The 3459-nt window shown below is 61.9% G+C and carries 2 protein-coding genes and 1 pseudogene; all 3 read right to left on the bottom strand.

The genetic code is table 11. The features are described 5' to 3' along the window. Positions 1-1138 precede the first annotated feature (1138 nt). The 3 genes and pseudogenes from IEW19_RS23030 to IEW19_RS23020 all read right to left on the bottom strand — a co-directional run bounded on the left by IEW19_RS23030 (position 1139) and on the right by IEW19_RS23020 (position 3271). A complete protein-coding gene (locus tag IEW19_RS23030) occupies positions 1139-1927 on the bottom strand; it encodes an alkaline phosphatase family protein (RefSeq protein ID WP_229748742.1) in 789 nt (262 codons plus the stop codon). A gap of 213 nt (positions 1928-2140) precedes the next feature. Next, positions 2141-2356, bottom strand: a pseudogene (locus tag IEW19_RS23025) (UDP-glucose 4-epimerase GalE); the annotation flags it as partial. A 381-nt stretch (positions 2357-2737) separates the two neighbouring features. Beyond that, positions 2738-3271, bottom strand: a complete 534-nt coding sequence (locus IEW19_RS23020; protein ID WP_188573870.1) for a hypothetical protein — start codon at positions 3269-3271, stop codon at positions 2738-2740. Between the last annotated feature and the right edge of the window lie 188 nt (positions 3272-3459).

The raw sequence follows: 3459 nt of genomic DNA, 5'->3' as shown, positions 1-3459 counted from the left end.
CGCCGGCCTGCAGAGGACGGCAGTAGCGGCTGGATGCGGGCCCATTGCCCATCAGTCAAAACGGAAGTACGCGACACCCATCAAGCATCCCGGATGCGGTCATCAGGCTTTGGGAGACACGCCCTAGAGCCATCGTGTGTTTGTGTCTTTCTGTGAGTGACTCTGAACGGTACTCACTGACCATCGCACGATGGCTCACTACGTCACCGGAGCAACGCGCAACTGCGGAGATCTACACCACTCCACGGGACGTAACCCATGGAAGCCGGTGACAGCTGATTCTTTGGCCGCTCTGCTAGCTCAGCCCACGCCGCTTTCAGATCCGCCACCTGCTCAGGGCTCAACAGCTCATGTTCCTCGGACGCGGCCGCCACCACCCGGCGGACTCGCCAGTACCAGTTGTCGTCCTGCGCCGACTGAACCGGCTCCACGGGCCCATAAGATTCCTCCCCAAATACAGTCCCGCCAGGAGCAATAACTTCCCCAAGTTTCGCTGCGATTGGCGGGACACTTCCACCGTACCAACACACCAAGCAGTGACCGAGGCAAGGCAGAGGGGGCCTGCAAGCGGTGGGAATGCGGCCCTCGGACCTGAGGTGTAAACATCCTGGTGCTTACGCCTTCGACCATCCCACAGAAAGGGGGGGCGTCAAGGGGGTTTTTGGCCTCGCCGTCACCGGCCTACTGGGGGGAGTGGCCGGTGACGGGGGCAGTTCAAGTTTACCGCCGCGAGTCCTGGTTTACGCTGCGCTGCAACGAGTTGACGGTTTCAGCTGGCGCCGGCCCGCAGTAAACCATATGTGAGAGAGGCAATAGAGCATGAGCACTTGTACTGCCTTGATCATCCCCGCAGACCTGGCCGAACCGGCCCGCGTCGAAACCATCGATACGGGTTTGGATTACCTGCGAACCCTTGTGATCGAAGCGAACTATGCTGACACTCTCGGGGCTTCGAACGTGGGTTCGCGTTTACCGAGCTTCTGGGTTTCAAGCTGCTGCCGAGGTTGAAGAACATCTCAACTTCGGTGGAGATTTTACGGCTCGCCGACTGCCACTGGCCACGGTCATCGACATGTCTGCGTTTCAGCTGGGCTAGGACGCCTGACGCCTGACGCCTGTGCGAACGGGCGTTCAAGCGCTACATCCCGAAGTCCCTGCCGACCTGGGGACGGCCTCGATGCTGCGGTTCGCTTCCCGTTGAGGCGGCGCGAACGGCGTCCAGGGTCTCGCTATCCACGAGCGGGCCGCCAGGCTTGGCACGGCCCTTCATGGTTTCCAGCATCGGGCCGGCATCCTTGTCGGCCACGCAGTACACGACGTATTCGCTGACGCATCCGTAGTCGGTGGCGACGGCGGCGGCGTTGGCCGCGCAGATGGACTCCTTGGCATCGGGCGTGGTGAAGAGTGATGCCGGGAAGGACTGCGGCACCCAGCGGCCTCCCAGCTCGGCGTCACGGCCGGTGGCCGTGCCGTTCTCAGCCTCAAGGTAGCCCCGCTCCCAACGCCCCAGGGTGCGGGCCTCACTGACTGCCCGGATGGTCTCGACGGCGGCGATCTTCACGTCGTAGCCGGCGGCCTGCAAAGCATCCAGCTGCACACGGGCGTTCTTCTCCCCCAATTGTCCAACCATGCCGGGGAAGGAATCGGAAGGCACCGGAGTCTGGGCATGCGTGTAGCTGGTGCCGTGGCTCACCAGTGAGGCCAGCGCCGATTCCGGATGCGCCGCCACGTATCGGTCCAGGTCCTTCTGATGCAGGCCGTCCACCGAGAGCAACAAAACATGCTTGGACGTTTCGCCCCGGCCCTCCTGGCCGTCATTGCGGTGCTGGCCATCGTCGGCCAGAGCCGGCACCACCGCAGAACCGGTCATCATGACCGCCCCGAGAACCGCAGCTGCGGCGACCCCGTTCTTCCTTGCTGACTTCATCAAAATAACCCTTCGCCAAAGTGAAAAACACGAATGCCTTGCTCTCCCCTCGAGGATTCTTGCCGACGGAGGGTCCCTAGTTCCTCTGTTTTCGGGCCATCCGATGAAAGGTTCACCCAGGTTCAACACCGCGCCGCGAAACTCTCCGGCAACTCACAGGCTGCGGTCATCGCTTTGCCTTCCATCTACAACGAGGGAAACATGAACGCCTTGTTGGCCCACAGCCTTCTCGAAGGAGCGCAGGACCTCCAGGACCGAGGAGCCTTTGCCGAAGCCAAGGATCCAGCGGAACACGCCCGTGCGCCAGGTGATATTCTCAGCGCCGCCACGTGCCTTTCGGGCCAGGTCTACGACGTGGACGTAGTCGCGCAGGCAGATGGCGTCCGGTGTGTCATAGTCGCCGCCGAACACCATTAGCTTCTCGCGGCGTCGCGGCCACCTCGGCAGAATCCTCCCTGGTCAAGTGCCACGACGTCAGGTTGGGGAGTAGTCCAGCTACACCTCCGTTATGACTATGCCACGAACCCTCGTTCGTCTTTGGGCCGGTACTGCCCCTGCTGGAGGGCAGCTCATATGTATGTGCCCTGGTACTCCGGAACACTCTGGGGGCCCGGCAGGGAATGTAAGTGGCGTCCGCTGCGCCGAAAATATTTCAGTGGCAGGATCAAGCACCTGTTCAATACCATTCACACTCATTTCCCGCGGTGTGGGAGAACCATTTCAAAATGGTTGAAGCGCAACTCCTCGTAAGGCTAGGTTCAGGGGTGCGATCACCAACTGTTAGTCCAGGGATCAATGCTCCCTGAGGGGTTAGGAGATGGCGTACAAGGCCATAGCTAAACCGCCGGCGATCAGCGCTTCGCGGATCCCGGTGAGGCGGGGCACCGCATGTGCTTTGTTATTTGCCGATTTGGCGAAGGTGGCCATCATCCAACCCGCGGCGGCGAAGATCATAAGCAGGCAACTCATCACGGCCCCCAGAATTGCGCCCAGCTGATGCGCCGGATGATCCGTTGCCGTACCGCCGCCGTGGGCAGCTGAGAACAGCACCCAGACCGCCAGTACCGTCACTCCGGCGCCGTAAATCCCCGTGAACGGGCCAGTGCTTTCGGGGCCGCCTTTGCGAAAGGCGATGCTCGCGGCGAACCATGCCAGCGCGACAGCGAGCATCATTTCAAGCCGTCCAGTCACCAACGGTGCCCAGCCCAGCCCTACCGCGACCATGACCAATGCCAAAGCCGCAGCTGCAGCGGCGTCCACGCGCCCGTAGAGGCTCTTTGCCCGGAAAATGGCCGCGGCCGCTAATAACGCCGCGGCTCCAAAAAACACGATCAGCGCGTCCATGACTAACCAGCTGTGGAGCACATCGATCCTCTTTTCCTACCCCCGTTTCCCGGTGAAACCTATCTGCAGTACTACCACTTCCGCATGGGAAGGCCCTGGGTCTTGTTAGCCGGTGGTGTTGGCCGTCTGGCAGGTCACGTCGCTGCCGGTCTGTGCCACCTCGGTGCCCGGGGAGCCGGCCGGCGGGG

It is taken from the genome of Arthrobacter liuii (assembly GCF_014639275.1).
GTDB lineage: Bacteria > Actinomycetota > Actinomycetes > Actinomycetales > Micrococcaceae > Arthrobacter > Arthrobacter liuii.
The sequence above is the reverse complement of the archived record's forward strand: the minus strand, read 5'-3'. Positions and strand labels throughout refer to the sequence as shown.